The sequence below is a fragment of the Arcobacter sp. L genome (genome assembly GCF_000284235.1).
In the GTDB taxonomy this organism is placed as follows: Bacteria; Campylobacterota; Campylobacteria; order Campylobacterales; family Arcobacteraceae; genus Aliarcobacter; species Aliarcobacter defluvii.
Genome location: NC_017192.1, coordinates 1,593,037 through 1,617,513, shown reverse-complemented (window position 1 = coordinate 1,617,513; position 24,477 = coordinate 1,593,037). Strand labels below are relative to the sequence as shown.

General features: G+C 25.5%; 27 protein-coding genes and 1 pseudogene. 18 read left to right on the top strand and 10 right to left on the bottom strand.

Annotated features, from left to right (window positions below):
- Nucleotides 1-58: 58 nt before the first annotated feature.
- The 5 genes and pseudogenes from polA to ABLL_RS08105 all read left to right on the top strand — a co-directional run bounded on the left by polA (nt 59) and on the right by ABLL_RS08105 (nt 4,047).
- Nucleotides 59-2,743 carry a DNA polymerase I gene (gene polA / locus ABLL_RS08120; RefSeq protein ID WP_014474307.1) on the top strand — a complete coding sequence of 895 codons (2,685 nt, stop codon included), beginning with the start codon at nt 59-61 and terminating at the stop codon, nt 2,741-2,743.
- Nucleotides 2,744-2,836: 93 nt separating this feature from the next.
- Nucleotides 2,837-3,541: a response regulator transcription factor gene (locus ABLL_RS08115; RefSeq protein WP_014474306.1), complete on the top strand. Its 705-nt coding sequence runs from the start codon at nt 2,837-2,839 to the stop codon at nt 3,539-3,541.
- Between the two features lie 39 nt (nt 3,542-3,580).
- Entirely contained in the window at nt 3,581-3,775 is a 195-nt protein-coding gene (locus ABLL_RS08110) for a hypothetical protein (protein ID WP_014474305.1), read from the top strand.
- A pseudogene (locus tag ABLL_RS15195) lies at nt 3,775-3,843 on the top strand (hypothetical protein); the annotation flags it as partial. The gene ABLL_RS08110 and the pseudogene ABLL_RS15195, both read left to right, overlap by 1 nt.
- Nucleotides 3,844-3,858: 15 nt before the next feature.
- On the top strand, nt 3,859-4,047 hold the full coding sequence (locus ABLL_RS08105; protein WP_014474304.1) for a hypothetical protein: 189 nt from the start codon (nt 3,859-3,861) through the stop codon (nt 4,045-4,047).
- A 2-nt stretch (nt 4,048-4,049) separates the two neighbouring features.
- Here the strand turns inward: ABLL_RS08105 and lgt are convergent, their stop codons facing one another.
- The 3 genes from lgt to ABLL_RS08090 all read right to left on the bottom strand — a co-directional run bounded on the left by lgt (nt 4,050) and on the right by ABLL_RS08090 (nt 7,265).
- Nucleotides 4,050-4,862 carry a prolipoprotein diacylglyceryl transferase gene (lgt, locus tag ABLL_RS08100; RefSeq protein ID WP_014474303.1) on the bottom strand — a complete coding sequence of 271 codons (813 nt, stop codon included), beginning with the start codon at nt 4,860-4,862 and terminating at the stop codon, nt 4,050-4,052.
- A 3-nt stretch (nt 4,863-4,865) separates the two neighbouring features.
- Complete coding sequence (locus ABLL_RS08095) at nt 4,866-6,164, bottom strand: (Fe-S)-binding protein (RefSeq protein ID WP_014474302.1); 1,299 nt, start codon at nt 6,162-6,164, stop codon at nt 4,866-4,868.
- Between the two features lie 102 nt (nt 6,165-6,266).
- Nucleotides 6,267-7,265, bottom strand: coding sequence for a hypothetical protein (locus ABLL_RS08090; protein ID WP_014474301.1), 999 nt, complete (start codon nt 7,263-7,265; stop codon nt 6,267-6,269).
- Nucleotides 7,266-7,399: 134 nt separating this feature from the next.
- Between ABLL_RS08090 and rraA the strand changes: the two genes are divergently transcribed.
- The 4 genes from rraA to ovoA are packed head-to-tail and all read left to right on the top strand — an operon-like array spanning nt 7,400 to nt 12,784.
- Nucleotides 7,400-7,879: a ribonuclease E activity regulator RraA gene (gene rraA / locus ABLL_RS08085; protein ID WP_014474300.1), complete on the top strand. Its 480-nt coding sequence runs from the start codon at nt 7,400-7,402 to the stop codon at nt 7,877-7,879.
- Between the two features lie 2 nt (nt 7,880-7,881).
- Entirely contained in the window at nt 7,882-8,448 is a 567-nt protein-coding gene (locus tag ABLL_RS08080) for a gamma-glutamylcyclotransferase (RefSeq protein ID WP_014474299.1), read from the top strand.
- Nucleotides 8,449-10,671, top strand: coding sequence for a lipopolysaccharide assembly protein LapB (locus ABLL_RS08075; RefSeq protein WP_014474298.1), 2,223 nt, complete (start codon nt 8,449-8,451; stop codon nt 10,669-10,671).
- Between the two features lie 22 nt (nt 10,672-10,693).
- Nucleotides 10,694-12,784 (top strand): 5-histidylcysteine sulfoxide synthase, encoded by a 2,091-nt coding sequence (gene ovoA / locus ABLL_RS08070; protein WP_014474297.1) that lies wholly within the window; start codon nt 10,694-10,696, stop codon nt 12,782-12,784.
- A 4-nt stretch (nt 12,785-12,788) separates the two neighbouring features.
- Here ovoA and ABLL_RS08065 read toward each other — a convergent pair whose 3' ends face one another.
- The gene (locus ABLL_RS08065; RefSeq protein WP_014474296.1) at nt 12,789-13,361 is read right to left on the bottom strand and encodes a hypothetical protein; all 573 of its coding nucleotides are present in this window, start codon (nt 13,359-13,361) and stop codon (nt 12,789-12,791) included.
- Between the two features lie 42 nt (nt 13,362-13,403).
- Between ABLL_RS08065 and ABLL_RS08060 the strand changes: the two genes are divergently transcribed.
- Nucleotides 13,404-14,639, top strand: a complete 1,236-nt coding sequence (locus ABLL_RS08060) for a ComEC/Rec2 family competence protein (protein ID WP_041655169.1) — start codon at nt 13,404-13,406, stop codon at nt 14,637-14,639.
- On the opposite strand, the gene ABLL_RS08055 is transcribed toward ABLL_RS08060, so the two are convergent.
- Genes ABLL_RS08055 through tatB form a run of 4 tightly spaced genes read right to left on the bottom strand, consistent with a single transcriptional unit; the run spans nt 14,628 to nt 17,523 of the window.
- Nucleotides 14,628-15,368 (bottom strand): 3'-5' exonuclease, encoded by a 741-nt coding sequence (locus ABLL_RS08055; RefSeq protein ID WP_014474294.1) that lies wholly within the window; start codon nt 15,366-15,368, stop codon nt 14,628-14,630. The genes ABLL_RS08060 and ABLL_RS08055 overlap by 12 nt on opposite strands.
- A 9-nt stretch (nt 15,369-15,377) precedes the next feature.
- Nucleotides 15,378-16,400 (bottom strand): tRNA preQ1(34) S-adenosylmethionine ribosyltransferase-isomerase QueA, encoded by a 1,023-nt coding sequence (gene queA, locus ABLL_RS08050; protein ID WP_014474293.1) that lies wholly within the window; start codon nt 16,398-16,400, stop codon nt 15,378-15,380.
- A 2-nt stretch (nt 16,401-16,402) separates the two neighbouring features.
- Entirely contained in the window at nt 16,403-17,131 is a 729-nt protein-coding gene (gene tatC / locus ABLL_RS08045; RefSeq protein WP_014474292.1) for a twin-arginine translocase subunit TatC, read from the bottom strand.
- Nucleotides 17,131-17,523: a Sec-independent protein translocase protein TatB gene (gene tatB / locus ABLL_RS08040; protein WP_258239350.1), complete on the bottom strand. Its 393-nt coding sequence runs from the start codon at nt 17,521-17,523 to the stop codon at nt 17,131-17,133. The genes tatC and tatB overlap by 1 nt, the downstream gene beginning before the upstream one ends.
- Before the next feature lie 78 nt (nt 17,524-17,601).
- Here tatB and ABLL_RS08035 point away from each other — a divergent pair, with 78 nt between their 5' ends.
- The 8 genes from ABLL_RS08035 to ABLL_RS08000 are packed head-to-tail and all read left to right on the top strand — an operon-like array spanning nt 17,602 to nt 22,125.
- Nucleotides 17,602-18,357: a TerB family tellurite resistance protein gene (locus ABLL_RS08035; RefSeq protein ID WP_014474290.1), complete on the top strand. Its 756-nt coding sequence runs from the start codon at nt 17,602-17,604 to the stop codon at nt 18,355-18,357.
- Between the two features lie 3 nt (nt 18,358-18,360).
- Nucleotides 18,361-18,591: a (2Fe-2S)-binding protein gene (locus ABLL_RS08030; protein ID WP_014474289.1), complete on the top strand. Its 231-nt coding sequence runs from the start codon at nt 18,361-18,363 to the stop codon at nt 18,589-18,591.
- The gene (locus ABLL_RS08025) at nt 18,591-18,821 is read left to right on the top strand and encodes a (2Fe-2S)-binding protein (protein ID WP_014474288.1); all 231 of its coding nucleotides are present in this window, start codon (nt 18,591-18,593) and stop codon (nt 18,819-18,821) included. Before ABLL_RS08030 ends, ABLL_RS08025 begins: the two co-directional genes overlap by 1 nt.
- 2 nt (nt 18,822-18,823) lie before the next feature.
- Nucleotides 18,824-19,036 (top strand): hypothetical protein, encoded by a 213-nt coding sequence (locus ABLL_RS08020; RefSeq protein ID WP_014474287.1) that lies wholly within the window; start codon nt 18,824-18,826, stop codon nt 19,034-19,036.
- A 21-nt stretch (nt 19,037-19,057) separates the two neighbouring features.
- On the top strand, nt 19,058-19,819 hold the full coding sequence (locus tag ABLL_RS08015; RefSeq protein WP_014474286.1) for an NAD+ synthase: 762 nt from the start codon (nt 19,058-19,060) through the stop codon (nt 19,817-19,819).
- A 3-nt stretch (nt 19,820-19,822) separates the two neighbouring features.
- Nucleotides 19,823-20,962, top strand: coding sequence for a DegT/DnrJ/EryC1/StrS aminotransferase family protein (locus ABLL_RS08010; RefSeq protein WP_014474285.1), 1,140 nt, complete (start codon nt 19,823-19,825; stop codon nt 20,960-20,962).
- A 6-nt stretch (nt 20,963-20,968) separates the two neighbouring features.
- Nucleotides 20,969-21,922, top strand: coding sequence for a tetraacyldisaccharide 4'-kinase (locus ABLL_RS08005; protein ID WP_014474284.1), 954 nt, complete (start codon nt 20,969-20,971; stop codon nt 21,920-21,922).
- Between the two features lie 2 nt (nt 21,923-21,924).
- Nucleotides 21,925-22,125: a PLDc N-terminal domain-containing protein gene (locus ABLL_RS08000; protein ID WP_014474283.1), complete on the top strand. Its 201-nt coding sequence runs from the start codon at nt 21,925-21,927 to the stop codon at nt 22,123-22,125.
- A gap of 16 nt (nt 22,126-22,141) precedes the next feature.
- On the opposite strand, the gene hemN is transcribed toward ABLL_RS08000, so the two are convergent.
- Both hemN and argF read right to left on the bottom strand, forming a co-directional pair.
- The gene (gene hemN, locus ABLL_RS07995) at nt 22,142-23,509 is read right to left on the bottom strand and encodes an oxygen-independent coproporphyrinogen III oxidase (protein ID WP_014474282.1); all 1,368 of its coding nucleotides are present in this window, start codon (nt 23,507-23,509) and stop codon (nt 22,142-22,144) included.
- Entirely contained in the window at nt 23,509-24,438 is a 930-nt protein-coding gene (gene argF, locus ABLL_RS07990) for an ornithine carbamoyltransferase (RefSeq protein ID WP_014474281.1), read from the bottom strand. Before argF ends, hemN begins: the two co-directional genes overlap by 1 nt.
- Nucleotides 24,439-24,477 lie beyond the last annotated feature (39 nt).

The following is a 24,477-nucleotide window of genomic DNA, read 5'->3' as shown; positions in this document are numbered from 1 at the left end:
ATTTTTAGTGACATTATTATAATATAAAATCTTTAAACAAGCAAAGAAAAGAGATTTTATGAAAAAAACAATTACAGTTATAGATACATTTGGATTTTTATTTAGAAGTTATTTTGCTCTTCCACCTTTACGTTCAAGAGATGGATTTCCAACAGGCTTATTAACAGGATTTATAAATTTTATATCAAATATAGGAAAAGATTTTCAAACAGATTATGTAGTTTTTGCACTTGATGCAAAAGGAAATACTTTTAGAAATGAACTTTATGATGGATATAAAGCCCATAGACCTGATGTTCCAGAAGATTTATTAACTCAACTTCCAATTGCTATTTCATGGATTGAACAAATGGGATTTAAAGTTGCTATTAGAACAGGATTTGAAGCTGATGATATAGTTGCTTCAATAGCACATGATGCAAAAAATAAAGGTTTAGAAGTTAGAATTGTTTCTCATGATAAAGATTTATACCAATTAATAGAAGATGATACAATATATTTATTTGATCCTACAAAAAAAGTAGTTATAAATGAAGAAAAATGTTTTGAAAAATATGGAGTTTTTCCTTCTCAATTTACTGATTATCAATCACTTTTAGGTGATAGTGCAGATAATATCCCAGGAGTAAAAGGAATTGGTGCAAAAACAGCAGAAGCATTAATCAAAGAGTTTGGGACTTTAGAAAATATCTATGCAAATCTTGAAAATATAACTAAAAAAAGAACAAAAGAGTTACTAATTGAAGGTAAAGAAATGGCATTTATCTCTAAGAAACTTGTAACTTTATCAAAAGATTGTCATGTAATTGATAATTTAGAAGAATTTGTTTTACCTACTGAAAATCCTATTTTAAAAATTAGTGATATTTTAATTAAATATGATATGACAAAAATTTTAGAAAAAGTAAGTAAAAATGGAATGGCTTACAAAACTGAAATTCCAAAAGAGATAAAAAAAGAGGAAAAAATAGAATATATTTTACTTGATAATGAAAATAGTTTATCTTTAGTCATAAATACTATTCCAAGAGATTCTATAGTTGCATTTGATACTGAAACAACTAATATAGATGTAACTTGTGCAAAAATTGTTGGTTTTTCTTTTGCATATGAAAAGAATAAAGCATATTATGTTCCCATTGCACACTCATATTTAGGTGTTGGAAATCAAATTTCAAAAGAGGCAGCTTCTCAAGCAATCTATCAATTAAATAGATATAAATTAGTTCTTCAAAATTTTAAATATGATTATGAGATTATTAAACATAATTTTAATATTGAATTAAAACTTTATGCTGATACAATGATTTTATCTTGGCTTTTAAATACAAATGAAAAAGTTGGACTTGATTATCAAATTGATAAACAATTTAAACATAAAATGATTAGTTTCTCTGATGTTGTAAAAAAAGGTGAAAATTTTTCAAATGTAGATATATCAAAAGCTTGTGAATATGCTGCTGAAGATGCTTTAATGACACTAAAATTATTTAATAGACAATTAGAAATTTTTAAAGAAAAAAATGATGAAGAACTTTTAAAACTTGCGTTCGATGTTGAATTTGATTTTATTTATGTATTAGCTGAAATGGAAAATAATGGAATAAAAATCGATGTTAATCTTTTAAAGGAGTATAAAGAAAAATCTAATAAATATATTCAAGAATTAACTAATAAAATTTATAAAGTTAGTGAAGTTGAATTTAATATAAATTCTCCAAAACAATTAGGAGTAGTTTTATTTGAAACTTTAGGTTTGAATACTTCAAAAAAAACAAAAACAGGTTATAGTACAGATGAAGCTGTTTTAAGTAGTTTAGTAAATGAACATGATGTAATACCTCTACTTTTAAAGTATAGAGAAGCTTATAAATTACAATCCACATATATTGAACCTTTATTAGAACTTGGCTTAAAAAATGAAGATAATAGAATACATACTTCATTTTTACATACAGGAACTGCTACAGGAAGATTAAGCTCAAAAAATCCAAATTTACAAAATATTCCAGTGGGAAGTGATTCTCTTTTGCAAATAAGACAATCATTTATTCCTAAAAATGGATATAAATTAGTAGGAATTGATTATTCTCAAATTGAATTAAGATTATTAGCTCATTTTAGTTGCGATGAGGCTTTAGTAGAAGCATTTAAAAATGACCTAGATATTCATTATCAAACTGCTGTTAAAATTTTCGGTGAAGAAAAAGCTAAAGAAAAAAGAGGAATTGCAAAATCAATAAATTTTGGACTATTATATGGAATGGGAAGTAAAAAATTAGGAGATACTTTAGGTATTCCATCAAAAGAGGCAAAACTTTATATTGATTCTTATTTTGAAGCATTTAAAAGTGTAAAAAATTATTTAAAATCAATAGAAGATTTTGCTTATACAAATGGTTATGTGAAAACATTATTAAATAGAAAAAGGTTATTTGATTTTAATTCTGCAAATGCAATGTTAAAAGCTGCATATTTAAGAGAAGCTGTAAATACATTATTTCAAGGAAGTGCAGCTGATTTAATAAAATTATCAATGATACAAATTCATAAAAAATATAAAAATAATGATAGCATGAGATTACTTTTACAAATTCATGATGAATTAATTCTTGAAATAAAAGATGAGTTAGTTGAGGAATACACACGTGATATTAAGGAAATAATGGAGAATATTTATACTTTAAATGTTCCTTTAAAAGTATCAGTTGCCATTGGAAATTCTTGGCAAGAACTTAAATGAAGATAAAAATTGTCTAAATATATAATTTTCTTTGACAAATAAAGAAATTTTTGTTATTATTATATCTTAAACCAATATTTAAAGAGTAATAATATGTTAAAAACAGTAAGAAATATAAGAAAGTTGTACAATGCAAAGCTACTTTTTATAAGTAATGATCAAGCAGTAAAACAAGCAATTGAAAATGAGTTTGATGATTATTTCAAAGAATTGAAAATTGCAGTTACTATGGAAGAGGCTTTATCTCTAGCATGTTCAAATAATTATGATATGTCTATAATTGATGCAGATATTGAAGGTGTTTCATTTTCTGAGTTATGTTCAGAGTTATCTCAATTAGCTCCAACATTACCAAAAATAGTTATTTCTAGTTCAGATGATAATGAAAATATCGTAACAGCTATTAATTCAGGTGCTTATACATTTTTATCTAAGCCTTTAAGAGCAAAAGATGTAAAACTAGCTGTTATTATGTGTCTAAATCAAACAAAAAGAGGTGATAAGATTGAATTTGAAAATGGAATCTATTTTGATGAATATAGAGACCAATTTTTCAAATCAGGTGGAGTATTAATTGACTTTACAAGACTAGAAAAGTCATTTTTAAAATTATTAATAACTAAAAGAAATGAAATTACTGATTATGATACTATAAAAGATATAGTATGGAAAGGTAAAGACATGTCTATTTATACAATGAGAAATATAGTTAATAAAATTAGACAAAAAACTTATTATGAAATAATTAAAAATCATTCGAATAAAGGTTATACTATCGATATTCTTAAAAATAATTAATAATGATAGTTTGCAAAATCTTAGTAAAAAAGTTATAATATGGAAGAACTGATTGTTTCCAAAGAAGAATTAATTCAATTGTTTGAAACACAGAAGATAGATGACACTGGAAAAGGTTGGGTTATGGATGGTAAAGTTATTGATATAATAGCTTTGCATGATATAGATCCAAAGTTTCTCCAAGATGTTACAAATGCTAAGTTCTACAAATTAATAATTAAAGGTAATAAATAATGTCGCATTGCCCATTTTGCAAAAAAAAGATTGCTATGAGTAAGGCTTTTTGTTCAAGGAGCTGTAAAGAGAATTATTTTCAATTGATAGCTATACAAGTACCGAAACCTTTTTTAAAAAGAATTTTTGTATTTTGTACACCTGAACAAAGAGATGCTGAAATAGAAAATTTTGCAAGTAGACATGGCTGGAGATTAGATTTATTAAAAAATAAGATTGTTGAGTTAGCAGCTGAATCAGGTTATACCAAAGAAATGAAAATAAATAGTTAATTTTAACTATTTATTTTTCTTCTATTTATGAAAATTATCACACAAATTACTAAAATTATTAAAGATTGTAAAATCCCCATAGTTAGCCAATCACTATATAAAAACCCTAATTGAATATCTGGTTGTCTAAAAAATTCTGCAATTATTCTTGCTAATGAATATAAAAATCCATACATAAGTGCTAGTTGTCCATCAAATGTTTTTCTTTTTCTAAAATAAGCTAAAATAATAAATACGACTAAACCTTCAAGTATTGCTTCATAAATTTGAGAAGGATGTCTTAATACCCCTCCTACATATATTCCCCACGGAACATCTGTAATTCGTCCAACTAATTCTTGATTGAAAAAATTTCCAATTCTTCCAAAAATATACGCTGCACTAATTCCTAATACAGCTATATCAGTTATAAACCAAAAAGATATTTTATTCTTTCTACAAAATAAATAAGAAGCTATTATAAATCCAAAAAAAGCTCCATGATAACTCATCCCTGAAATTCCTGCGTATACACCATTTATATATGGGTTAAATATTTGCCAAGGATGTGTTAAATAATACATGGTATGTGTATCATAGAATAAGACATAACCCAGTCTTGCGCCTAATATTACACCAATTTCTGCCCACCAAATATATGAATCAAAAAGTTCATTTGTAATAGGTAATTTATCATGTTTTATAAACCATTTTGCTACGAAAATAGCTGAAATTAATGCTAACGCATACATTAATCCATACCAGTGAACTGCTACTGGTCCTAAATTAAAAGCAACGGGATTAAAATTTGAATAAATATTTTGCCAAAATTCCATATTTTAATCTTCCAGTGCTTCAGCAATTAATTCAATTGGATTTTTAAATTGAACATCAACATTTGCTTGATATAAAGAGTTAGTTATTTGCATTCTACATGCACTACATTCAGCACTTACAATTTGTGCTTTTGTATCTCTAATCATCGCAGCTTTTGGAGCACCAGCAGCTTTTGCAAAATCATATTTTTCAGTTTGCATAGTTACTCCACCAAATCCACAACATCTATTTGAGTCACTCATTTCAGTTAAAACATAATTTTGTTTTAAAAGATTTCTTGGTTCTTGCCAAACATTTTGCATTTTTTTAGCATGACATGGGTCATGATAAGTTACTAATGTATCAATTTTTTTACCACTAGTTGCAAGTAAATCTTTTAAATCTGTATTGTTTTCTAACCATTTTGTAGCTAAAAAGATTTTTTTAGATAATTTTATTGCTCTTTCTTTCCATTCTGGTTGATTATGTAAATAGTGTTCCCAATCTTTATTTATCATTGCACTACATGTTGCTTCTGGAATAATAACTGCATCAACTTCATCAATCCAAGTTTCAAAATATTTGATATTTTCTTTAACTAAATAATCAACTGTATCAAAAGCTCCAGTAAAATATGCAGGTGCTCCACAACAAAGTTGTTTTTTTGGAATCATGATATCTAAATCTAATTTTTTTAGAATTTTTACTAAAGAATCTCCAGTATTTGTATATGTATAGTTACTCATACAACCAATAAAAATTGCAACTTTATTTTTTTTACCAATTTCTTCTTTTTTATTTATTGCTGGAATATTTGCAGGATATTTATTCAAAAAACTTGTACTATCAGCAAATGGTAATGCTCTATCTTTTTTTACAATTGGTAATGAAAATCGTGGAAGTGCTGATTGTTTTGCATTGTCAATTTTTAAAGCACAAGTTTGGAACATCCAACCCATTTTTGATAGAAAATCCATAGTTTTTCTATGTCTTAAAAGATAGAAGAATAATCTTTTATACCAAGCAATACCATATTTTTGAGCAATATCTGATCTTACTTGCTCAATAATCATATCTGTTGGTAAATCATTTGGACAAACTTCAACACAATTTGTACATAAAAAACATGATTCAAATATATCTTTTGCTGTTTTATCAAGCTCTAATTCATCTCTTTTATACGCTCCAAGTAAATCAATAAAACCCCTTGGACTTGTTGCTTCATCTTGATTTATATTAAAGATTGTACAAACAGGTTTACATTTTCCACACTTTACACAATCATCAGAAATTTTTGTATAGTCAAATTTTTCTATAGCCACTTATAGACCCTTTATAATTTTAAAATTTATAATATTTATAATAAAAATTTAATATACAAAAATATTGGTTAAAAGTTCTTAAATAGGGAATTTATCCCTATTTTATGGAAGTTGTGACTTAGCTTTTATTTTTTCTTCTAAATTAATATTTGTACGATTAATCCCATAATTGATTAAATCTAAATATTCAACATTTGAAGTGAGAGTTTTTGCTTGATTATATAAATTATTTGCAATTTCAAGTTTTCCATAAGCTTCATAGATTAAAGCTAGATTATAGATTACTTCAAAACTTTTTTGATTTAATTCTTTATCTAAAATTTCAAGTTCGGCTTTTGCAATATCTAATCTAGTATCTTCAATTAGATTTACAATGTTTTCAAATCTATTTCTTTGTTCTTTTGTATATATTGGATTCTGATCATCTAATTCTTCGATAATATTGATGTTGAAATAGACATAATGAGGAGAAATGTCATCCAAAATATCACTAGCTATTTCATCTGCAATTTGAGAATTTATTCTATGTTTATCAAAAGATGATCTTGTATGTGGAAAATAAGGAAATGAATAGGGTGGTCTATCATAACATTCAGTTTCATAACTTGATTTATCATAAGTTTTTGAGAAAATTACACTGTTGTTTATAGGTTTTATAACTTGAATATTTGTTGTAACATTATATGTTCTATTTTCACAAGGGATATATCTAATAGCATATTCTATACAATGCTTTATTTTACTTTTTTCATCATATCTATAAAATCTACATCTTGAATAATCTATTTCATTTCTATAATATGTTTGAAAAGCAACTGAAGAATTTAAAACTTCTCCTGTAATTATTGCATCAGTTCCGAAAATATCATTTTTTAGTGTAAAAACTCTTTGATTATCTACAATTTTATTTGCTATTTTATTTTTTAAACTTATTGTTTGATTTACATCATCATTTCTGAATCTTTCAACAAGAACTGTATTTATTTTTTCTTTTTCAATTTTTGAAGGATGTAAAGTTCTTACAGTTAATTTTTTAGCACTACAGCCACTTAAAAAATATGATAAAAATATTAATAAAAAAATTTGGAATAAATTTTTCATAAAAATCCTTTTTGTAATAAAAAATTATAACTTATTAGTATAAATAATGTGTAATTATTACTAAATAAGAATAATTTAATTCTAAAATGAGATAATATTATCATTTAATAAATATTATAGTTAAGGATAGTTTTATGGGATTTTTTACAGCAGATTTATGCGATGAGTTTAGTGAAAAAGTACAAATTTTAGGACCAGATTTTAAATCTTATGGTGGAAATAAAAAGTTTAAGGGTGAAGTGATTACTGTAAAACTAGAAAAAAATAATAAAGATTTAGCAACATTTTTAAAAAACAATGATGGAACGGGAAAAGTTGTAGTTGTTGATGTAAATATGAGATATTTTGCAGTAGTTGGAGATAATCTAATGAAATTTGCAGCAGATAATAAATATGAAGGAATTATTGTAAATGGTTATGTAAGAGATACTATTAATACAAAAGATTTTGAAATTGGTCTTCTTGCAAAAGGAACTTGTCCAAGAAAATATATTCCAGTTCAAGATGGACAAATTGGTGTTCCTTTAGTTATTGATGATGTAGAAATTTATCCAGGTGATTATATTTATGTTGATGTTGATGGAATAGTAATTTGTAAAGAAAAATTGGTTTAATTATGTATCTTTTTGGTTTTGGCTCACTAATAAATCTTTCTAGTGCTCAAAAATCTTTTAAAAGAGTTTTATCTCAAAAAGATTTACTTCCTGTGAAAATTAAAGGTTATGAGAGAATTTGGAATGCCGTAGAATCTATACAATTTGAAGGGGAAGATAAAGCTATAAATGGAGTTTTTTTAAATATTAAAAAAAGTGAAAACTCTACTTTATATGGTGTAATGATTGAAATATCTGATGAAGAGTTAGAAATTTTAAAGCTAAGAGAAAAAAATTATAGTTGTATAACTATAAAAAAAGAAGATGTTTTAAATTTAGATGTAAAAGCTGATTTGATAGCTTTTATGACTACAAAAGAAGATAAATTAGCAAAAACTGGTGATAAAAATTCTTTTATACCAGAAAAATATACACAAATAGTAAAAGATGCATTAAAAAATTATGATGAGGATTTTAATAAAGATTTTGAAAAAATTTTTGAAAATTATCCTTTTATCTTAAAAAATGGAAATTATAGTTTTACTGATTCAATTCAAAATAAAGCTGCACGTGAAGGAACTAAAAGTTAAATGAACCAAAATAGTTGTTTTATTCATATTTCAAAACTTTGTAATTCAAAGAGAAAAACAAAAGAAGATAGTTGTATCACAAAGAAAAATAATAGTTTATATGTAACATATTGTGAAAACGATAGTTTAGATAAGTTTGAAGCAGATATAAATTTGCTGGCTGGAACTTCTTCTTTTTTATATTTTTTGAAAAAAAGATTTATAGCAACTTTTATTTCAGTTATTTCTGTTCTTGTGATTTTAATAGCTTTATTATCTGTATCAATTTATGAAGATTTTTTAAAGAAGATGATATTTGAAATGCCTTCTTCTTGGGAATTTAATGATTATATATCTTTTATTTTTGTTTTTGTTTTCTTTTTAGGATTATTGATGATGCCATCAATTTTAGATGGTGAAGGAAATGAATTTAAAACTTTGATTTCATCTTGGTTTAATAAAGATATTAGAAAATTAAGAAAACTAGAACTAGCTCTTTCAAATTTTGATAAAAAGATGGAAATTCATCTTTATAATTTTGATTTAGAAGATAGTGAACATTGGATTTGGAAGATATTTACAAGTAGAGTTGTAAATAGATTTTCAAATATAAATTTTTATATCAGAAATGATAAATTACAAACAATTATAAAAAGAGTAAATAAATTTGAAATATTAAATTTAGAAGTAATAAAATCAGAAAAAATACCTAAAAAATGTGATGTAGAAATTCTATTAAGCGCAAAAGAACAAAAACTTTATTCTTTAATGCAACTGTGTTCAACAGTTATTGCAAAACAAAGAGATAAAAAGACTTTTATATCATTGGAGCTTTTTGAATATTGTGGAAAGAACTTCATAAAAGAAGAAAATGATTCAAAAAATCAACTGATTTTTGGTTTTCAAAATTTTATAAATAGAAGTTTTGATGATTTTAGATTTTTAGTTCAAGAAAAATCTTTACAAGTTTTTTTCACACAAAATGTAATCTTTAAAGATTTAAGTGAAGAGGAAAAACGTCTTGCTTATTATCTTAGAAATCATATTGAAGAGTGTATTGAAAGATTTGAAAATCCTATATCTCTTTTGATTTTATATTATTATGTAAAAGATATAGTTTTAGATAAAAGAAGAACTATAAAAATTTTAGAAAAATTTATAAGGTCAATTAAAAATAAACAACAATATGAATTAATAAATTTTTATTGGTTTGAAATTGCTGGTTATATGTTTGATTTCAATGATGTAAACACTTTTGAAAGTTCAAATAACTCTTATTATAGAAAGATTTCAATAGATGCTTTAAATGATTTAGCATTTTTATTTGAGAGAAATGGGCACTTTGAACAAGCAATACTTTTAAATCAATATTTATATGAAATTAATCCAAATAAATATGCTTTAAATATTTGTTCTTTATATGAAAGAATGGGAAAATTTGAACAAGCTTATGATAGTTTACCAAAAGAGTTAAATTTAGGAAAAAGTTCAAAACCAACAGATATCGAAATCAGATATTATCAAAGAAAAGCTGCATGGATAATAATCTCTCAAAGAAATGAAGCTTTAAAAGAAGAAGCAATAGAGTCTTTAAATAAATTAGAAACATTACTATTTTCTCACAGTGAAGATAATGAACCATTATGGTTGTGGCATTTTTATAATATAAAAGCAAATCTAAAAGAATGGGAAGAAAATTATGATGAAGCAATAGTTTTCTATAAAAAATGTTTATCAATTCCAACACTTGGAGCTTTTGAATATGGAGCAACATTTGTAAATATGGCTATTTCTTATAGATGTAAATATATAGAACAAGAAATAAAAGATGAAAAAATCATTGATAAATCAATCAAATATGGAAAACTAGGAATGATTCTGAAAGAATCTGTTGGAGATAGGGATGAAATGCCTATTGTTTTACATAATTTTGCATTAAATGTGTTATATAAAATTTTGAATTCTTTTTCATTGAATTTATGTAATGAAGTTTTAAATGCAACAAATGATGCTTTAGAAATTCTTGAACAAACAAAATCAGTAAAAAGATTAGGAATGGTTTTAATAGAGAATTATATTTCAAAATCTCTTTTAAAAATAGAAGTAGATGATGTAGTTTTAAAACTTGAAAATTATATTTCATTTTTAGGAGAAAGTGAGTTGAACCAACTATTAAATATATACAAAGAGTTTGAAAAAAACAATAAAATAAAAAAATTAGAATTTTTAGATAGATTAATTTGAATAAGAGTATAAAAGGAAATGAATGAATTATATAAAAAATAGCGTAAATTTAAGTACGGGCACAATTGAAGAAAAAAGAGTTGAAATTAAAAAGCAGTTTTTACAAACTTATGAATTGGATGAAAAACTTTTTGATTTATTGAAAGAAAAAAAATTTATTTATGAACAAGCAAATAGATTAAGACATCCACTTATTTTTTATTACGGACATACTGCAACTTTTTTCATAAATAAATTAGTTTTAGCAAATATTTTAAAACATAGAGTAAATAAAGAGTTTGAATCAATTTTTGCTATTGGTGTTGATGAAATGAGTTGGGATGATTTAAATTCTGGGAATTATAAATGGCCAACTTTTGAGGAAATAAAAGAGTATAGAGCAAAAGTAAAAGAAATAATTTTAGATTTAATTGAAAATATAGAGTTTACAATGCCAATAAATTGGGATTCACCTATGTGGATTATTTTGATGGGAATTGAACATGAAAATATTCATATTGAAACTAGTTCTGTATTACTTCGAGAATTAGATATAAAATATTTAAAAGAAGATGAATTATTTAAATATTCAAATGAATTTTCTCAAAATTATCCTACAAATGAGTTAATTGATGTAAAAGGTAATACAGTTATTTTACAAAAAGATAGAAAAAATCCAATTTTTTATGGTTGGGATAATGAATTTTCATATCATAAAGCATTTATAAAAGATTTCCAAGCTTCAAAATATCTTGTTTCAAATGGTGAATACTTAGAGTTTGTAAAAGAGGGTGGATATAATAAACCTGAATTTTTTTCAAAAGAAGGAAGGGAATGGTTAGATTTTACACAAGCAAAATATCCGATATTTTGGATAAAAAAAGATGATAATTATTTCTTAAGAGAGATAAATAGAATAATTCCTCTTCCTCTTAATTATCCAGTTGATGTAAATTTATATGAGGCAGAAGCTTTTTGTAAATATAAATCTTCAAAATTAGGATTTGAAGTTAGACTTCCAAGTGAAGATGAATATTATAGACTCTATGATTTTGTAGATGCTCAGAATAAAGATGCAAATATTGGACTTAAACAGTTTAATCAAAGTAGAGTTGATAAACATAAATTTGATGAGTTTTATGATGTTGTTGGTAATGTTTGGCAATGGAGTTTAACTCCAACTTATCCTTTTGATGATTTTATCACACATCCTATTTATGACGATTTTACAACTCCAACTTTTGATGATAGACATGCTTTAATGAAAGGTGGTTCATTTATAAGTTTAGGAAATGAAACATTAAAAGAAGCAAGATATGCTTTTAGAAAACACTTTTTTCAGCATGCTGGATTTAGATATGTAAAATCTTCTAATGAATATAGAACAAAACTGAATAATAATGTTTATGAAACAGATGAATTAATTTCTCAATATTGTGAATTTCATTATGCTGATGGAAATTTTGGAGTTAAAAACTTTTGTGTAAATTCTGTTGAATTATTAAAACCGTATGTAAATGGTTTAAAAACATCTAAAGCACTTGATTTAGGTTGTTCAGTAGGGCGAGCTTCTTTTGAGCTAGCAAAACTTTATGATGAAGTATTAGGGATTGATTTTAGTGCAAACTTTATAAATGTCGGTGTTAAACTAAAACTTTATGATTCTTTGATTTATAAAATTAAAAAAGAGGGTGAATTATTTGAAGAAAAATCTATCTCTTTAAAAGAGTTAAATTTAGAAAATATTAAAAATAAAGTAACTTTTATGCAAGGTGATGCTTGTAATTTAAAGGATATTTATACAGGCTATGATTTAGTATTTTGTTCAAATTTAATAGATAGATTATATTATCCTCAAAGATTTTTAGATGATATTCCATCACGGGTAAATAAAGATGGATTACTTGTTCTTTTGAGTCCTTATACTTGGCTTGAAGATTATACACCAAAAGAGAATTGGTTAGGTGGATTTATAAAAGATAATAAAGAAGTAACTACATTTGAAACTTTAAGAGAAAACTTATCTTTAGAGTTTGAATTACTTGATACTTTAGATGTTCCTTTTGTAATAAAAGAGACAAATAGAAAATATCAACATACAATTTCACAGATGTCAATTTGGAAGAAAAAATAGAGTTTTATACTCTATTTTTTTGTTTTAGTTGTTCTAGAAGTTTTAATTGTTCACTTGAACTAATACTTAACAACTGGTTCTCTTTTAAAGAAGTACCATTTTCATTAAGTATAAAATTATTTTTTAATCCATTTATTTTTTCTTCAATTTCTTTTTGAAGTGGTAAAAAACTATTTGAATCTTCATCAATATTTCTAACTGATCTTCCTGTTGCTTTTTCTTGTGCTTCAATTAAAGTTGTTTTTAAATCTTTTAGTGTTGATTCTATTTGACTTAATGTTAAATCTCCATCAGATGACTTTCTTTTTTTTAGTGTTTCTAATTTTTCTAGAAGTTCTTTGATTCTTTCTAATTCACTTTCTGTAAATCCTGTTTTTAATAAGGATAATAAATCTTTAACTAAAGCCTCTCTTTCTTCTTTTTCATCATTTTTTATTTTTATATTTTTTTGTTTATCTTCGTTTTTTTCTTCAATTAAAGATTCAAAAGAATTATTTAAAATTTCATCTTTATCTTTTGATAAAAGTGTATCTTTTGATGTTGTATTGAATAATGAAGTAGAGTTTGTTATTTGCATTAAAAAGCCTTTCAGATGATTTTTTTATGTATAATAATCTTTATGATTATTAATAAAATGAAAAATAAACAAATTGTAACAATTTTATTCTTATTTTCACTATTTTTATTAAATATTTCTATTGAATATAGTAAATATTTAGATTTAGTTGATGAAGAAATTTATGAAACAAAAGTTGAAGTTCTAAATATTTATAATAAAGAAGAATTTAATATTTTGAGATTAAAGGCAGATAATTATGATTTTTTTACAAATATTGATAAAAAAGAAGATGTAAAAAAATCTGATTTATTAAATATTATTTTTATTTCAAAAAATATTAGTTTTTTAGATTATCTAAAAGGTTTTTATACAAAAACTATTTCTTTTGATATCTTAGAAAAATCTCCTTTATTTAGAGATAAAATTGTACAAAAAATAGATTCAAATCATCAAAATGAGATGATAAAGGAACTATTCCAAGCTTTGTTTTTAGCAATTCCAATTTCAAAAGATTTAAGGGATATTTGTACAAATTACAGTATAAGTCACTTAATTGCATTAAGTGGTTTTCATCTTGTGGTTTTATCTTTTGTTATTTATTGGTTATTATATTTTCCTTATTCTTTTTTACATAAAAAGTACTTTTTATATAGAAATAAAAAATATGATTTACTTTTGATTACAATTTTGTTTCTTTTTTGTTATTTACTTTTAACTGGAATAATTCCTTCACTTTTAAGAGCTTTTGTGATGTTTTGTTTAGGTATTTTGTTACTTCGTTCAAATATAAAAATTTTATCTTTTGAAACTCTCTTTTTTACAGCTTTAATTGTAATATCTTTATTTCCTAAATATCTTTTTTCTTTAGGATTTTGGTTTTCAATTATTGCTGTTTTTTATATCTTTTTATATCTTCAATATTTTAGTTTTAAAAATAGATTGATTCATCTTTTTTTATTTAATATTTGGATGTTTTTGATTTTTAATCCAATAGTTCATTATTATTTTCCTCAAACGTCATATATACAGTTTTTATCACCAATAATTACAATTTTTTTTAGCTTTTTTTATCCTTTTGAGATTTTTGCACATATTTTTAATTTTGCTATTTATTTTGATGGCTTTATTAAATATTTTTTGGATTTTAAGATGTTTGTTTATGAAGTCAAAACACCTTTTTATTTTTTTATTTTTTATTTGATTTTCTCATTTCTTTCAATATTTAATAAAAAGGCGTTTTATATTTTGAATATTTTGATGATGGTATTTAATCTATTTTTATATTTAAGATTTTAAAACTTTATCTAAAGTATATTTTAAATCTTCATCTAGTTCCATACTTGTTCTCATCCAGTTTAGATAATTTGTATCTATTTTTGCAACTTCTTCTACATCTTTACCTTTGTATTTTCCAAATTTGAAAGTTTTGATAAAAACAGGAGTTTTTGTCAAATCCACAAGTTTTTCAATTGGATTATAATCAGGATAAAATTCTCTACATCTTCCTACAAGTTTTGTTAAAAAAAGTTTCATTACAAGTACATCACCAATTGCATCATGAGCTTTTATAGTGATATTATGTTTTGACGCTTCTATTTCTTCTACTTTATAAAGTTCAAGTGCATATCTTATATATTGAAGTCTATGATAAGGAAGTTCAGGAAATAGATGTTTTGCACATCTTAAAGTGTCAATAATTTGATATTGATTTACAAATCCCTCTTTTTTTATCATTCCCATATCAAAAGAGATATTGTGTGCTATTAAAAAGTTTTCATTAGAATTTAATTCTTCTAATCTCTTATAAAAACTCGTTTCAGTAGCTTTTGGTTTTCCTATTAACAAATTAGGAGTTATATTATGAACTTCCATCGCTTCAAGTTTAATTTCAACATCACTTGAACAAAATTCATCAAAAGCTTCAACTTTTCCTTTTTGATCAACAATCATAGCACCAAATTGAATAACTCTATCTTCTTCTTGGTTTCCTGTTGTTTCTGTATCAAATAGTACGTAATATGCCATTTTTGTCCTTTAAATTATTAACATACCATCACCATAAGAGTAAAATCTATATTTCTCTTTTATAGCTTCATGGTAAATTTCAAGTGTTTTTTCTAATCCTACAAAAGATGCAATAAGCATAATTAGTGTAGATTTTGGTAAGTGAAAATTTGTAAGTAAATAATCAACTTTAATTGGTTGATTTGATGGATTTAAAAACAAATCACATTCACCTTGAATTTTATTTGTTCTTGCATAGTATTCAACTGTTCTAGTAACTGTTGTACCTACAGCTAAAACTTTTTTTGCATTATCTAAAGCTTTTTTTGCTTCAATACCTATTTCAAAATATTCACTATGCATTGGATGATTTAAAATCTCATCTACATCAACTGGTTTAAAAGTTCCAGCACCAACATGAAGTGTAAGATAATTTACATCATATTTATTATTAATTTTTTCCAATAGTTCAGGTGTAAAATGAAGTGATGCTGTTGGCGCTGCAACTGCTCCATAATTTCTAGCGAATAAAGTTTGATAATCTTTTTCATCCTCTTTTTCATCTTCTCTATTCATATATGGAGGAAGTGGAAGATGACCAATCTTATTTAAGATTTCAACAAGCTCTAAAAAATCTAGGTTTTTGTCTTCTTTAAAAAATTTAACAACTCTTGTTCCATCTTCATTTAATTCAATTACTTCTGCAATTAAATCTTCATCAAAAAATAGTTTTGTTCCAATTTTTACTTTACCTCTTATCATTACAAGATATCTATCCATAAAAAGAGGTTTATTTAAAAGAAGTTCAACTTTTCCACCTGATTCTTTTTCTCCAAAGATTCTAGCTTTTATAACTTTTGTGTCATTTAGAAAAATAGATAAATCAGAAGGTAAAACTTCCATAAGGTTTTTAAATGTTGTATGAGTGATTTTGTTTTCTTTTCTATTATAAACCAAAAGTCTAGCACTATCTGCTGGACTTACTGGTTTTGTTGCAATTAATTCTTTTGGTAAATCATAATCATAACTTGAAGTTTTAAGAGGGTCTAACAATTTTATTCTTCCTCTTCTTCTTTTACAGCTGGATTAAATACTTTTGCTACATAAATAGAAATTCCATATAATAAAATAAGTGGACCAGCCATTAAAAATTGAGTTAAAACATCAGGAGGAGTTAAAAGTGCAGCAATTATAAATATAAGCACAACTGCATATCTAAAAAAATCTTTTAGCATTTTATCATCAACAAGTCCAATCTTTGCAAAGAAAAATGTAATAACTGGTAATTCAAAAGCAATCCCAAATCCAATTAATAATTTAGTAAAAAAACTTACATATGCACCAATACTTGGTAGTACAGTAACAACAGCAGAACCAAAATTTACTAAAAATTCAAATCCAAAAGGAACAACAATATAATAAGCAAATGATCCTCCAATTGTAAACATTAATGTTGCAAAAAATACAAATGGAATAACAAGTTTTTTTTCATGATCATAAAGTCCAGGAGCTAAGAACAACCACATTTGCCAAAAAATTACAGGTAGTGAAAAAACAAATCCTGTAAAAAAAGCAACTTTTAATGCAGTGAAAAATGTTTCTTGAAGTTCAACTGCAACCATATGTGAATTTTTAGGAAGTACGGCTTCAACAGGAACCATCATCCAGTTTAATATTGGTTCATAAAAAGAAAAACATACAAAAAACATTGCAACAATAGTTAAAGTAGATATTACAAGCCTTTTTCTTAAATCTGCAATATGTGGTTTTAAATCTTCAAACATTAGGCATTTTCCTCTTTATTATCTAATTTTTCTTTTGATTTATTCTCTTTTTTAAATGAAACTTTTTCTGTTTTTTCTTTTATTGAATCATCTTTTAAATCATCTTTTAAAATTTCATTTAATCCTAAATCAATTTTAGAATCAAGAGATAATGAAGCTTTAGTCTCTTCTATTTGAGATTTAAATTTATTTGCTTCTGATTTCATTTCTGAAATATTTAATTCGTTATCTAATGTAGATTTAGCATCTGCAAGACCTGTTTTAAATTTATTGATAAATTTTGCAATTTGAACCATTGCTTCAGGCAATTTGTCAGGTCCTAGTGCGATAACTGCAATTATTGCAATTAGTAAGATTTCCATAAAGCCCATTCCAAACATTTGTAACTCCATTGTCTATTTAAAGGGAGAGATTTTACCTAAAATTTGTTAAAATCAACCAAAAATTAAAACTAGAATATAAGGGAAAATATGGAATTAGTAGTTTTAGCAGTTGTAATTGCAATTTTATTTTTTATAGGAAAAAACTATAAAACAGAAGAGTTTAAAAATATAAATTTAAAAAGAAAAGAGATATTTGAAGGTGATTTATTACACCACGAAGCAGGACTTTTAGTAGCTTTAATGGCAAAAGTTGCAAAAGCCGATGGAAAAGTTAGTGAACTTGAAGCTGAACTTTTAAAACATACATTTAATGATATCTCAAGTCATTTTGAAAATTTTGAAGAAGTAAGAACTAAATTAAAGAATTTATATGAAACAGAGAAACAAAGTTTTGATAATCTTATTGTAATTAGCGAAAAATTATATGCTTTAACAAGAAATGATTATAATAAACGTTTAAAAATCATGGAATATCTAATAAATTTAGCATTTATTGATAAAGAGTTTTCTAATACGGAAAAGATGATAACAGAAGATATTTCAAATGCATTAAAAATCAAAAAAGAGGATTTTGATAGATTAGTTTCAACTTTCGAAGCATTTTATGCACAACAAGCTTCAAATAAAGCTACAAGTTTAGAAAAAGCTTATGAAATTTTACAGTCAACACCAAATGACGATGCAGCAACATTAAAGAAAAATTATAGAAATTTAGTGAAAAAACACCATCCAGATATTATAGCAGGACAAGGAGCTAGTCAAAATATTATTGATGAAGCTACAAAAAAACTTCAAGAGATAAATGAAGCATATGAAATCATCAAAAAAGATAAAGGTTTATAAAAATTGCTAAATTTTCCTAAAACTTATGAAGTATGTAACTGTAAAAAAGTTACAATTGCACAAATTGAAGATGCAATAATCACTCAAAATGCAAAAACTCTTAGAGATATTCAAGATATTACAACTGCTGGAACAGATTGTAGATTTTGTATATTTGAAGAGGCTGATTTTGGAAAAATTAAGAAAAAGATATATTGTAAAGATATTTTAAATAGTGAAAAAGAAGGAATTTGATGGCTAGAAGTTTCCCTCACTCTTTTGTGGTTTGTACTTGTAAACACGTAACTTTAGGTGAAATCATTTATTCAATTAAAGAAAAAGGTGCAAAAACTCTCGAAGATTTATCTAAATTAACAGATGCTGGAAGTTGTTGTAAATCTTGTCAAAATTCACAAAGTGATATTGGTGTTGAAAAAATGGAACTATATTTAGAAGAAATTTTAAATAAATTTAATAAAGAATAATTATGAAAGAAATATTAATAGAAAATATAAAAGAGTTAATCAAAATAAATCCAAATGATAGTATTGAAATAAATCCTAAATACCTTGAATACTTTGATGAAGAAGAACTTTTGAATATTCAAAAAGAGTTAGAATTAAGAAAAGAAAACATATCTAAAATAAGTAATAATTATTTAGATGAAATTTATGAAAAAACAAAAAAAGATGAGATATAATTACTTAATAAAGGATTAAAAATGATAAATTGGGAAAAAATTAAGCAAGATTTAATCTTATTTTTAAAAGATGAAGTTGCTAAAACAGGGCTTAAAAAAGTAACTGTAGGACTTTCAGGAGGTTTAGACTCAGCTGTTGTTGCTATTTTATGTAAAGAAGCTTTTGGTGATAATTTAAACTGCGTATTAATGCCATCACAATTTTCATCAAAAAGTTCAACAGAACATGCAATTGAAGTATGCGAGAAATTCAATATCAAATATGAAATTATCTCAATTGAACCAATGGTTAGTGCATTTATAAAAAATATGGATGAAGATAAACTTAGAATTGGAAATTTCTCTGCAAGAATGAGAATGTCAGTTTTATATGATGTATCTTCAAGAGAAAAATCACTTGTTGTTGGAACTTCAAATAGAAGTGAATTACTTTTAGGTTATGGAACAATTTTTGGAGATATTGCTTGTGCAATTAATCCAATAGGGGAAATTTATAAAAGTGATGAGTTTGAATTTGCAAAATATTTAAAAATTCCTGAATCTATTTTAGGAAAAGCTCCTAGTGCAGATTTATGGGAAGGGCAAAGTGATGAATCAGAATTGGGTCATACTTATAAAGAAATGGATGATTTATTAAAAGCAATGATTGATGAGAATAAATCAAAAGATGAATTAATAAAACTAGGTTTTGATGAACCTTTTATTGATAAAATAGATTATAGAGTAAAAGCAAACTCATTTAAAGGTAAATTACCAACAATAGCTAAAATAAGGTGGAATTGATAAATGGCAAAAAATATTGCAATATATAAAGCAACAATTGATAATGATGAATTTAATCAAATTAAATCAGTTTTGGATTCAAAAAATGACTTATCAAAAGTTTTAGAATTTGAAGATGGAATAAAAAAATATATTGGTGCAAAATATGCTATTGCAACTGCTACATCTACAGCTGCTGTTCATTTAGCACTAAGTGCTATTAAACTTAAAAGAGGAGATAAGATTTTAATGTCTGTAAACTCTTTTATAAATCTTCCTGAAGTTGTAAGACATTTTGATGCGGAACCAATTTTTATTGATATTAATATGGAAGATATGAATATTGATATTGATAAATTTGAAGAAGCCTTGGCAAATAATGATTCTAAAAAATTAAGAGGAGCTATTATTACATTTATTGGTGGCCAAGCTCCGGATTTAGATAGAATTTATGATATTGTAGAAAAATATGGAATTATTTTAATAGAAGATTGTAGAGCATCTTTAGGTGCAACTTATAAAGGGAAAAAAGTTGGAAATTTAAGAGCTGATATGACAATTTTTTCAACAAATCCATCTCCTTCAAAATATGCGATCAGTAGATCTGGAGTTATTGTAACAAATAATGAAGAGATAGCAAATCGTGCAAAACTTCTAAGAACACACGCACTTACAACTGCATATGATAGTTATGGAAACTTAGATTACGTATATGATGTTGTTGATATTGGTCATAAATATGATTTATCTGAACTTGATGCAGCTTATGCGTTAGCACAATTAAATAAAACAGATAGATTTATAAAAAGAAGAAAAGAGATAGCTAAACTTTATGAAAAAAGATTATCAAATGTAAAACATATCACAATCTTACCTCATAAAGATGAACATATTTTTACTCAATTTATTATAAAAATTTCTAGAAATAGAGATGCTTTTGCAAGAGCATTAAAAGAAAGAGGAGTATCAACTGGACTTAATTATATTCCATTACATCTTTTATCTTATTACAAAACAAAATATTCAATAAAAATTACAGCATTTCCTAATGCTTTAAATAACTATCAACAGATTTTGTCACTTCCAATTTATGCTGGGCTTAGTGATGAAGATGTAAACTATGTATGTGACCAAGTAATTGAAGTTGCATCACAATGGGTTTAATTTAGTTTGAAACAAAAATTTTACTTATGGATTGAAGAGTATCTCTTCTTTCCAAATAACTTTCAAAAACTTATCTCTTTTTTATTATTACCTTTAACGTTTATTTATATGCTAATTATTCTTACAAAAAGGGCAATGGCAAAACAAATAGAGTTTGGAATACCAATTATTTCTGTTGGAAATATTATTGTTGGTGGTAGTGGTAAAACCCCAGTTACTATAAATCTTGCTTCAAAGTATGAAGATGTTTGTATAATTTTAAGAGGTTATGGAAGAGCTTCAAAAGGTTTACAAATAGTAAGTTTAAGAGGAAAAATAGAAGTTGATGTAAAAACAAGTGGTGATGAAGCTATGCTTTTAGCAAACTCTTTACCAAAAGCAACTGTAATTGTAAGTGAAAATAGGGTAACTGCAATTTTAAAAGCAAAAGAATTAGGTTGCAAAATCATATTTTTAGATGATGGATTTTCAAAATATCATATTTCAAAATTCAATATTCTTTTAAGACCCAAAGATGAACCTACAAATATTTTTTGTTTACCAAGTGGTGGATATAGAGAACCAAAAGGTTTTTATGCTCAATCAGATATAGAACTACTTGAAGGAAAAGATTTTAAAAGAGTTATTACTATAAAAAAAGATGGAAATATTGAAGAACTTCCAAATAAAACTCTTTTAATAACAGCAATTTCAAAACCTAAAAGATTATTGGAATATCTACCAAAAGATATAAAAATGATAAGTTTTCCAGATCATCATACTTTTACAAAAGAGGAAATTTCACAAATTCAAAAAGAGTATAAAGATTATGCTATTTTAACTACTGGAAAAGATTTGGTAAAATTAAAAGAGTTTAATATAAAAAATCTTTATTTAATGGATTTAGAGATAAAAATTGATGAAAATGTTGATTTTTCTTTAATGAATGAATATATAGAGAGTTTTAAGAAAGGAGTTTAAAAATGATGGGTATTTTAATGTCTTCTTTTATGATGGTATTTGTAGTCTTTACTTTTGTTTTATATATTTATGTTTTAATTGACATTTTAAAACATGAGTTTACTGGATATAATAAAATTATCTGGATTATAGTGTTGATTTTTTTCCCCGTTATTGGAGCAATTTTATATCTAATTTTTGGAAGAGGGCAACGAATAAAGTAGCTGAAAAGCCACTTTATTAGATAGTTTTAGAAAATCTTCTTTTTTCTTCAGGAATTTTATTTAAATATGCATCAAAAGGCATACAAATATTTCTAATAAGCATAGTTCCTGTTTGTGAAACTTCAATTTTATCATCACTTATTTTTACAAGTTCTGCATCTTCAAACTCTTTTAAAGCTTCTAGTGCATCACTAAAATAATCTTTAAAGTCTATTTTAAATTGTTCTTCAACTCTTGTAATATTTAAAGAGAAGTTACTCATAAGTTCCATGATTACAAATTGTCTTAATTGGTCATCATCACTTAATCTATAACCTTTAAATACTGGTAAATCTCCATTATCAATTGCATTTTCCCAAGGTTCTAAATCTTTGAAATTTTGTGCATAATAATCAACACCATTTCCAATAGATGTAAGACCAATCCCAATTAAGTCTGCACCTCCTTTAGTTGTATAACCTTGGAAGTTTCTATGTAATTCACCTTTTTCAATTGCTTTAAACAGCTCATCTTCTGGTTTTGCAAAGTGGTCCATTCCAACCATTTTATAACCATTTGATGTAAAGAAATCAATAGTATCTTTTAACATCTCTAGTTTAACTTGAGGTTTTGGAAAAGTTGTTTCATCAAATTTTCTCATTGTTTTCATAAGCCAAGGAACATGAGCATAATTAAATACTGCAAATCTATCAGTATTAAGTGTAATCATCTTTTCTAAAGTTTTTTTGAAACTCTCTCTTGTTTGAAAAGGTAATCCATAAATTAAGTCCGTATTTACAGAGTGAATTCCAGCTTCTCTTGCTATTTTAATTACATTTTGAGTTAATTCAAATGGTTGAATTCTATGAATAGTTTTTTGAACCTCTTCATCTAAATCTTGAACTCCAAAACTCAAACGATTACAACCACCAGCTTTTAAAACATTCATATGTTCAACAGTAAAATATCTTGGGTCTACTTCGCAAGAAATTTCTGCATCGGCACTAAAGTTTGGGAAAATCTCTTTAATTGCAGTTATAACTTCTTCAAGTTGAGAAGGAGAGAAATAAGTAGGTGTTCCTCCTCCAAAATGCATTTGCGTTACAACTCTTGAAGTATTTAGATGATTTTTTAAGATATTTAACTCTTTTTTTAAATACTCAATATATCTAGTTTTTTTATCTTCTTTTGAAGTAAAAATTGTATTACAACCACAAAAATAACATGCACTTCTACAAAATGGCATATGAATATAAAGTGATAATGCTCTATCATCACTTTGATTTTTGTAATACTCTTTTAAATCTTCTTGTGTGAAAGTTTCACTAAACTCAGGGGCTGTTGGATATGAAGTATATCTAGGTCCTGGTTTTGAATATTTTACAAACTTAGCGAAGTCTATCATTATTTCTCGTCTCTTTTTCTATCTAGCCAAACCATTACACCTTTTTGTGCATGTAATCTATTTTCAGCTTCTTCAAAAATAAGACTTTGAGAACTTTCCATTACTTCATCACTAACTTCATAACCTCTATATGCAGGTAAACAATGTAAGAAAATAGCTTTATCTTGTGCTAATTTCATCATATTTGAATCTACCATATATCCAGCAAAATCTTTTACTCTTATCTCTTTTTGCTCTTCTTGTCCCATAGAAACCCAAGTATCAGTTGTAACTACAGTTGAGCCTTTTATTGCTTCTTTTGGATCATTTGTGATAGTGATTTTTGCACCACTTAATTTTGCCATTTCTAAAGATTTTGCCAAAATAGTTGCATCTACTTCATAACCTTTAGGAGTTGCAATTCTAAGTTCAAAACCTAATTTAGCTGATAAGTTCAGCCATGAATGAGCCATATTATTACCATCACCAACATAAGCCACAACTAAATCTTTATCTAATCCAGCTTCTTGGATAGTCATATAATCAGCCATAAGTTGAACAGGGTGGTATTCATTTGTTAAACCATTTATTACAGGAACTTTTGAATATTTTGCAAATTCTTCGATTTTAGATTGTTCAAAAGTTCTAATCATCACCATATCTACCATTCTAGAAATTACTCTAGATGTATCACTCATAGGTTCACCTCTACCTAATTGGATGTCATTTGATGAAAGAAATAAACCAATACCACCTAACTGATAAATACCTGTTTCAAAAGATACTCTTGTTCTTGTAGAGCTTTTTTCAAAAATCATACCTAATGTTTTTTTAGGCATATAATCTTTAAATTCTCTTCTTTTAGTCTCTTCTTTGATTTGTTTAGCTAAAGCAAGTATTTCTAAAATCTCTTCTTTAGTATAATCAGCCAATGTTAAGAAATGTCTCATTTTATTTCCTCTGTAATTAATAAAAACAAACATTCTATT

What these genes read in the sequence shown, in the direction of transcription:
- ABLL_RS08090 (WP_014474301.1), bottom strand. Translation starts at nt 7,265, where the DNA reads ATGAAAAATTTATTCCAAATTTTTTTATTAATATTTTTATCATATTTT.
- ABLL_RS08000 (WP_014474283.1), top strand. Translation starts at nt 21,925, where the DNA reads ATGATGGGTATTTTAATGTCTTCTTTTATGATGGTATTTGTAGTCTTT.
- polA (WP_014474307.1), top strand. Translation starts at nt 59, where the DNA reads ATGAAAAAAACAATTACAGTTATAGATACATTTGGATTTTTATTTAGA.
- ABLL_RS08055 (WP_014474294.1), bottom strand. Translation starts at nt 15,368, where the DNA reads ATGGCATATTACGTACTATTTGATACAGAAACAACAGGAAACCAAGAA.
- ABLL_RS08065 (WP_014474296.1), bottom strand. Translation starts at nt 13,361, where the DNA reads ATGCAAATAACAAACTCTACTTCATTATTCAATACAACATCAAAAGAT.
- tatC (WP_014474292.1), bottom strand. Translation starts at nt 17,131, where the DNA reads ATGTTTGAAGATTTAAAACCACATATTGCAGATTTAAGAAAAAGGCTT.
- ABLL_RS08115 (WP_014474306.1), top strand. Translation starts at nt 2,837, where the DNA reads ATGTTAAAAACAGTAAGAAATATAAGAAAGTTGTACAATGCAAAGCTA.
- lgt (WP_014474303.1), bottom strand. Translation starts at nt 4,862, where the DNA reads ATGGAATTTTGGCAAAATATTTATTCAAATTTTAATCCCGTTGCTTTT.
- ABLL_RS08110 (WP_014474305.1), top strand. Translation starts at nt 3,581, where the DNA reads ATGGAAGAACTGATTGTTTCCAAAGAAGAATTAATTCAATTGTTTGAA.
- ovoA (WP_014474297.1), top strand. Translation starts at nt 10,694, where the DNA reads ATGAATTATATAAAAAATAGCGTAAATTTAAGTACGGGCACAATTGAA.
- ABLL_RS08015 (WP_014474286.1), top strand. Translation starts at nt 19,058, where the DNA reads ATGATAAATTGGGAAAAAATTAAGCAAGATTTAATCTTATTTTTAAAA.
- argF (WP_014474281.1), bottom strand. Translation starts at nt 24,438, where the DNA reads ATGAGACATTTCTTAACATTGGCTGATTATACTAAAGAAGAGATTTTA.
- hemN (WP_014474282.1), bottom strand. Translation starts at nt 23,509, where the DNA reads ATGATAGACTTCGCTAAGTTTGTAAAATATTCAAAACCAGGACCTAGA.
- ABLL_RS08075 (WP_014474298.1), top strand. Translation starts at nt 8,449, where the DNA reads ATGAACCAAAATAGTTGTTTTATTCATATTTCAAAACTTTGTAATTCA.
- ABLL_RS08035 (WP_014474290.1), top strand. Translation starts at nt 17,602, where the DNA reads ATGGAATTAGTAGTTTTAGCAGTTGTAATTGCAATTTTATTTTTTATA.
- tatB (WP_258239350.1), bottom strand. Translation starts at nt 17,523, where the DNA reads ATGGAGTTACAAATGTTTGGAATGGGCTTTATGGAAATCTTACTAATT.
- rraA (WP_014474300.1), top strand. Translation starts at nt 7,400, where the DNA reads ATGGGATTTTTTACAGCAGATTTATGCGATGAGTTTAGTGAAAAAGTA.
- ABLL_RS08080 (WP_014474299.1), top strand. Translation starts at nt 7,882, where the DNA reads ATGTATCTTTTTGGTTTTGGCTCACTAATAAATCTTTCTAGTGCTCAA.
- ABLL_RS08025 (WP_014474288.1), top strand. Translation starts at nt 18,591, where the DNA reads ATGGCTAGAAGTTTCCCTCACTCTTTTGTGGTTTGTACTTGTAAACAC.
- ABLL_RS08020 (WP_014474287.1), top strand. Translation starts at nt 18,824, where the DNA reads ATGAAAGAAATATTAATAGAAAATATAAAAGAGTTAATCAAAATAAAT.
- ABLL_RS08060 (WP_041655169.1), top strand. Translation starts at nt 13,404, where the DNA reads ATGATTATTAATAAAATGAAAAATAAACAAATTGTAACAATTTTATTC.
- ABLL_RS08010 (WP_014474285.1), top strand. Translation starts at nt 19,823, where the DNA reads ATGGCAAAAAATATTGCAATATATAAAGCAACAATTGATAATGATGAA.